At 73.3% G+C, this 5,957-nt stretch carries 5 protein-coding genes and 1 pseudogene; 4 read left to right on the top strand and 2 right to left on the bottom strand.

Features of this window, described 5'->3' with window-relative positions; all coding sequences use genetic code 11:
- Window positions 1-703 (bottom strand): annotated as a pseudogene (locus G3I40_RS04610) (hypothetical protein); the annotation flags it as partial.
- On the opposite strand from G3I40_RS04610, the gene G3I40_RS04615 reads away from it, so the two are divergent.
- The 4 genes from G3I40_RS04615 (at window position 680) to G3I40_RS04630 (ending at window position 5,559) form a co-directional block, all read left to right on the top strand.
- A complete protein-coding gene (locus G3I40_RS04615; protein WP_164300865.1) occupies window positions 680-1,453 on the top strand; it encodes an alpha/beta hydrolase in 774 nt (257 codons plus the stop codon). The pseudogene G3I40_RS04610 and the gene G3I40_RS04615 sit on opposite strands and share 24 nt — an antisense overlap.
- Entirely contained in the window at window positions 1,450-2,742 is a 1,293-nt protein-coding gene (locus G3I40_RS04620) for a cytochrome P450 (RefSeq protein WP_164300866.1), read from the top strand. Before G3I40_RS04615 ends, G3I40_RS04620 begins: the two co-directional genes overlap by 4 nt.
- Window positions 2,743-2,943: 201 nt before the next feature.
- A complete protein-coding gene (locus G3I40_RS04625; RefSeq protein ID WP_239091536.1) occupies window positions 2,944-4,638 on the top strand; it encodes a tannase/feruloyl esterase family alpha/beta hydrolase in 1,695 nt (564 codons plus the stop codon).
- A 105-nt stretch (window positions 4,639-4,743) separates the two neighbouring features.
- Window positions 4,744-5,559 carry a phytanoyl-CoA dioxygenase family protein gene (locus tag G3I40_RS04630; protein ID WP_164300868.1) on the top strand — a complete coding sequence of 272 codons (816 nt, stop codon included), beginning with the start codon at window positions 4,744-4,746 and terminating at the stop codon, window positions 5,557-5,559.
- Between the two features lie 9 nt (window positions 5,560-5,568).
- Here the strand turns inward: G3I40_RS04630 and G3I40_RS04635 are convergent.
- Window positions 5,569-5,957: hypothetical protein (locus tag G3I40_RS04635; RefSeq protein WP_164300869.1), on the bottom strand; the 389-nt coding region annotated here is incomplete at its 5' end.

The raw sequence follows: 5,957 nt of genomic DNA on the forward strand, positions 1-5,957 counted from the left end.
CGCGGTGGTTCTTCTTGCGGCCGCGCGCGCCCGGCACCTCGGCGCGCACCAGGTCGCTGGCCCGGAGCAGGATCTGGTTGACCTCGCCGCGCAGGGTGGGCACGTCGACGGCGAGCAGTTCGGCGGCGTCCGCGCGCGTGAGCCGTTCGACGGCGTCCCGGGCGCGCCGCGCGTCGGGGTGCACGGCCCCGGCCGGGCGCAGGGCGAGCACTTCGCCCAAGTACCAGAGCAGTTCGTGCAGTTGGCGCATGACGGGGAACACCTCGTACATCTGCCGGGCGCTCTCGGGACGCTCGCGCCAGCTGACCCCGCCGAACGTGACCTGGGACACCTGCTGTCCCGCGCCGAAGCAGTCGAAGACGGTGCACCCCTGGTAGCCCTCGTCGCGCAGCCGGGTGTGGATGCCGCAGCGGAAGTCGTCCTGAAGGTTCGTGCAGGGCGTGCCCGCGCTCTTGTTCCGTGCGAAGTCCTGGGACTTGGCGAACGGCAGCGCGACGCAGCACAGGCCGAAGCAGTTGCCGCAGTCGGCGGCCAGCGTGCGGTCGGGGGCGGGGTCGGCGGAGGTCACCCGCCCATTGTCGCCGATCTCCCGCGCGGTCGCGGACGCCCCCTTGTGGGCCGCGCGGGCCCGCGCCACCGTGGACGGGACCGCACCGCCCTCGTCCCCTCTGGAGTCGACGTGGCCTCCTTCCTCCTTCCTCATGAACTGCACGGCGACGGCCCGCACAAGGTGATCGCGGTGCACGGCTGGTTCGCCGACCGGTCCGCGTTCGCCCCGGTCGTCCCCGATCTCGACCGGGACTCCTTCCAGTACGCGCTGGTTGACCTGCGGGGGTACGGCGAGGCACGGGACCAGCCGGGCGCGTACACGACCGCCGAGGGCGCGGCCGACGTGCTGGCGCTCGCGGACCGGCTCGGCTGGGAGCGGTTCTCGCTGATCGGGCACTCGATGGGCGGCAGCGTGGCGCAGCGCGTGGTGGCGTCGGCGCGGCAGCGGGTGCGGCGCCTCGCGGGCGTCTCGCCGGTCCCGGCGTCGGGCCTCGCGCTGCCGCCGCAGCAGTGGGAGCTGTTCTCGACGGCCGACATGGAACCGGCGCACCGCCGCGCCATCCTCGACGTCACCACGGGCGGGGTGCGCCCGGCGGCCTGGCTGGACCGGATGGTGGCGCGCTCGCTGGAGCGCAGCGACGTCAAGGCGTTCCGCGCCTGGCTGGACTCGTGGACCGGTGACGACTTCCACCGCGATCTGGACGGCTGTACGACGCCCGCACTCGCCGTCACCGGTCAGCTCGACCCGGCGCTGTCGGCGAGCCTGATGCGCGAGACCTGGCTGCACTGGTTCGCCCGCGGGGAACTGGTCGACCTGCCGGTGTGCGGCCACTACGCGATGGACGAGGCGCCGCTCGCGCTGATCCGGGTGGTGGAGGACTTCCTGCGGGCGGACGGCGCATGAGCGCACCCGCCCTCGCTCCGGACGTCTTCGACCCCCGGCTGTACGCGGACGGTGTCCCGCACGAGCGCTACCGAGTCCTGCGCGAGAGCCACCCGGTGTCCTGGCAGGACGAACCGGCGGTGCTCGGCTGGCCCGAGGGCCCCGGGTTCTGGGCGGTGGCCCGGCACGCGGACGTCGTCTCGGTGCTGAAGGACTCCTCGACGTACTCCTCGCACCTGGGCGCCACCCAGATCCGGGACCCTGATCCGGCGGACCTGCCGTTCGTGCGCGGCATGATGCTCAACCAGGACCCGCCGGCCCACGGGCGGCTGCGCCGTCCGGTGAGCCGGGCGTTCACCCCGCGCCGCGTGGAGGCGTTCGCGCGGGCGGCGCGCGAGCGGGCGACGTCCCTGCTCGGCCGGGCGCTCGACGCCGCCCCGGTGGTGGACCTGGTGGCGACGGTCACCGACGACTACGCCCTGCTCAACCTCGCCGACCTGCTCGGCGTCCCGGAGTCCGACCGGGGCCTGCTCCTGCACTGGACGCGCCGGGTCATCGGGTACCAGGACCCAGACGAGGCAGAGGAGACAGCTGGGACAGCCGGGACAGCTGAGACGGAGGGGACTACCGGGGCTACCGGGACGCGGGTGAACCCGCGCTCGCCCTCCGCCCTGGCCGACATGTTCGCGTACGCCGACGAGCTGACGGCTCACAAGCGCGCCCATCCGGCCGACGACGTCATGACGACGATCGCCCTGGACCGCGAACTCACCCCGCCCGAACGGCAGATGTTCTTCTTCCTGCTGACGGTCGCGGGCAACGACACGGTCCGCAGCGCGGCCCCGGGCGCGCTGGCCCTGCTCGCCGGGCACCCGTCGGCGTACGCGCGGCTGCGCGGCGGACAGGTCGATCTGACGACGGCGACCGACGAACTGCTGCGCCGCCACCCGCCGGTCCTCACGTTCCGCCGCACCGCCGCCCGCGACACGACCCTGGCCGGCGCGCGCATCCGCCGCGGCGACAAGGTCGTGGTCCTGCACGCCTGCGCCAACCACGACGAGCGCGTCTTCCCCGACCCCTTCGCCCTGGACCTGACCCGCACCCCCAATCCGCACGTGTCCTTCGGCGACGGCCCGCACGTCTGTCTCGGCGCGCACTTCGCCCGCCTCCAACTCCAGGTGCTGTACGAGGAGGTGGGCCGGGCCCTGCCGACGCTGACCCTCGCGGGACCGCCGAGGCGGCTCGTCTCCAACTTCATCAACGGCATCAAGGCGCTGCCGGTCCAGACGCGGGAGACGTCGCCGACATAATCGTCAACAATCTCGTCGACAGGTCTTGTCCGCGCGATCTCCGCCACGTTACGTTCCTTCGACGTGCCGCCGTCGCAGGACCAAGTCGCCCCCACCGCAGATCACTTGGCGCTCCCGGCCGCACCTCCCCATCCCCGTGCGAACGGAGCCCCGCGCATGCCCCTGCTCCCCAGACGGCGTCGACGCAAGACCCCCACCCTCATGGCCACTCTCGTCGCGGTCCTCGCCCTCGTGGCCGGCGGCAGCACCCTGACCGCGTCGGCCACGTCCGCCGCTCCTGCCGCCTCCTCCACCACCACTTCCACCACGGCGGCGACCGGTATCGGTCCCGCCATGCCGTGCTCCGGTGTTCCGGCCCTCGACCTGGCCGCCGCCGTCCCCGGCGTCCCCTTCGAGATCACCTCGGCCACCGAACTGGCCGCGCAGGACAACACGTTGGGCGACTGGGCCGCCTGCGACGTGAAGGGCGTCATCGCCCCGCAGATCCACTTCGAGATCAAGCTGCCCGTAACGGGCTGGCAGGCGGACTACCTCCAGGTCGGCTGCGGCGGCCTGTGCGGCAACGTGAACCTCACGAACGCGCCCGCCTCGGCCGGCTGCGTCCCGCTGACCGACGGCGCGTTCGCCGTCGCCTCCAGCGACGAGGGCCACTCCCAGGGCGGCGGCCTCTTCTCCACCGACCCGACGCTGCGCGCCGACTTCGGCTACAAGTCCGACCACCAACTGGTGCAGGCGGCCCAGGCCCTGATCAAGAAGTACTACGGCCGGGCCGCCACCCACACGTACTTCGACGGCTGCTCGCAGGGCGGCCACCAGGCACTGACCGAGGCGCAGCGCTACCCGGCCGACTTCGACGGCATCATCGCGGGCGCCCCGGCGAACAACTTCACCGCCCTGAACACCTTCTCGCACGCCTGGACCGCCCAGTCCGTCTACCTGAACGGCGGCCCGGCGACCCTCACCAACGCCGACCTCGCCCCGCTCCACGAGGCCGTGCTCAAGGGCTGCGACGCACCCGCCGACGGCATCATCGCCGACCCGCTGGCCTGCGACTGGGACCCGGCCGACATCCGGTGCGCGGCCGGGCAGACCTCGACACCGGACGCCTACTGCCTCACCGCCGACCAGGTCACCACCGTGCGCCGGATCTACGCGGGGCCGACCGACGAGCACGGCCGACTCCTCTACCCGGCCTACCAGTTGCGCGGCTCCGAGCCGAACTGGGCCGGCGTCATCACCCCGGCCACCGCCACCGGCACCAGCGGCGACATCGGCTTCGTCCGGGAGACCCTCCGCTACCAGATCTTCGACACCCCGCAGCCGTCGCTCACGTACAAGGACATCGCGTTCACGCGGGCCTCCTACAAGAGGATCATGGCGCTGGGCGAGGGCATGTACGACGCCACCGACCCCGACCTGTCGGCGTTCAAGAAGGCCGGCGGGAAGCTGATCCTGTGGCACGGCCTCGGCGACCAGCACATCCCGGCCGTCGGAACGATGGCCTACTACAAGGCAGTTGAGCAGGAGATGGGCGGCGCCTCGGCGACCACGGACTTCGCCCGCCTCTTCCTGCTTCCGGGCGTCGCGCACTGCGGTGGCGGCCAGGGACCCGACACCTTCGACGCACTCACCGCGCTCACCGGCTGGGTCACCGAGGGCGACGCCCCGGCGCGCCTGACGACCAGGTCGCTCGACGGCGACGGCCGGACGACGGCGACGCGTCCCGCCTATCCCTTCCCCGTCTACGCCAGGAGCACCGCGGACGGCTACACGCCGGTCAGGTCCGCCGCGGAGGCGGACCTGAAGCTGAACTGGCTCGGCTCGTTCCGCTCCGGTTACGAGACCGTCGGCGCCTGGGTGGGCGGCAAGTGGGTGGTGCGCAAGGGCAGGAGCTGAGCGTCCCGGCCCGGCTCGTCCCGCACGAAGCGGCTCCCGGCGGGTGCCGGGAGCCGCCGCCTGTGCACCCTCGCCGTCCGCGGCGCCCGCGCCTACGATCGGCCCATGTCCGCCGACACGCCCGCGCAGTTGTACCGGTCCGATCGCCTCGCACCGCTCCTCGACAGCCCGCAGGACATCGGCCCGGCCGAGCTCGACGCCTACCGCGGCCTCGGCTTCCTCGCCGTGCGGCGGGCCCTGGACGCCGCCGAGGTGCGCGAGGTCCTGGACGCGCTCGCGGCCGTCGCCCGCCCGCCGTCCCCGGCCGCGGTGGAGCTGGAGGCGTGGGTCAGGCCCGACGAGGCAAGCCCCGACGAACTCCTCGACGGGGTAAGGAAGTTGATGTCTTTCACCGACCACGACCCGCGGCTGGCCCGGCTCGCCCGGCATCCGGCGGTGACCGGACCCGCGGGCCGGCTCCTGGGCGGCGCCGAGCCCGTCCTGCTGCAGGACATGGCGCTGCTCAAGCCGCCCGGCGGCGGCCGCGAGAAGCCCTGGCACCAGGACAAGGCGTACTTCGACGTGCCGCTGGGCACGCCCGTCGTCGGAGTGTGGATCGCGCTCGACGACGCCACGGCCGACAACGGCTGCATGCACGTGCTGCCCGGCACCCACGCCGAGGGGCCCGTCGTGCATTTCAAGCGGCGCGACTTCCAGATCTGCGACACCGCGGTGCAGACGCACCGTGACACGGCGGTCCCGCTCCCGGCCGGCGGCGCCCTGTACTTCGACGGGCTGCTCCACCACGGCACCCCACCGAACCTCTCCCGCACCCGCCGCCGCGCCGTGCAGCTGCACTACGTCCCCGCGGGCACGCCGCACCTGCCGCAGGAGCGACGGCTGGCGGTGTTCGGCGCGGACGGCAAGGACGTGAGCTGCTGAGGAGGCCGGCTACGGCCGCGCCGTCAGCGGTCCGCTCTCGCCCTCGGCGGTGAACTCCCTTGCCAGGCCCGTCTCATGGAGCCGCGCGAAGGGCGTGAACGGAATGCCGTACTCGGACTCGCCGCGGTCGAAGTTCCAGCTCTTGTGCACCCGGAAGCGGTACGTCACGCCCACGGCGCCGTCCGTGCCCGCCTCGACGGTGCCGACGAGCCTGAACTGCACCCCCCGCAACGCGAGCCACAGGTCGCGGCTCTCGCTGCGGGTGATGAGCACGCCGCGCCAGCCGCTGTCGGCCGGATGGCTCCCCGGAGGCCGGGCCCGCGCCTGCGCGCCCCACCGGGCGAGCTGCGCGTCCACGGCGCCACGGACGACGGGCAGCGCCAGCAGAGCACCGGCGT

Source organism: Streptomyces sp. SID14478 (genome assembly GCF_010548525.1).
In the GTDB taxonomy this organism is placed as follows: Bacteria; Actinomycetota; Actinomycetes; order Streptomycetales; family Streptomycetaceae; genus Streptomyces.

Bases quoted from the DNA above. Each gene is read 5' to 3' on its own strand.
- G3I40_RS04620 (WP_164300866.1), top strand. From the start codon at position 1,450: ATGAGCGCACCCGCCCTCGCTCCGGACGTCTTCGACCCCCGGCTGTAC.
- G3I40_RS04625 (WP_239091536.1), top strand. From the start codon at position 2,944: ATGGCCACTCTCGTCGCGGTCCTCGCCCTCGTGGCCGGCGGCAGCACC.
- G3I40_RS04630 (WP_164300868.1), top strand. From the start codon at position 4,744: ATGTCCGCCGACACGCCCGCGCAGTTGTACCGGTCCGATCGCCTCGCA.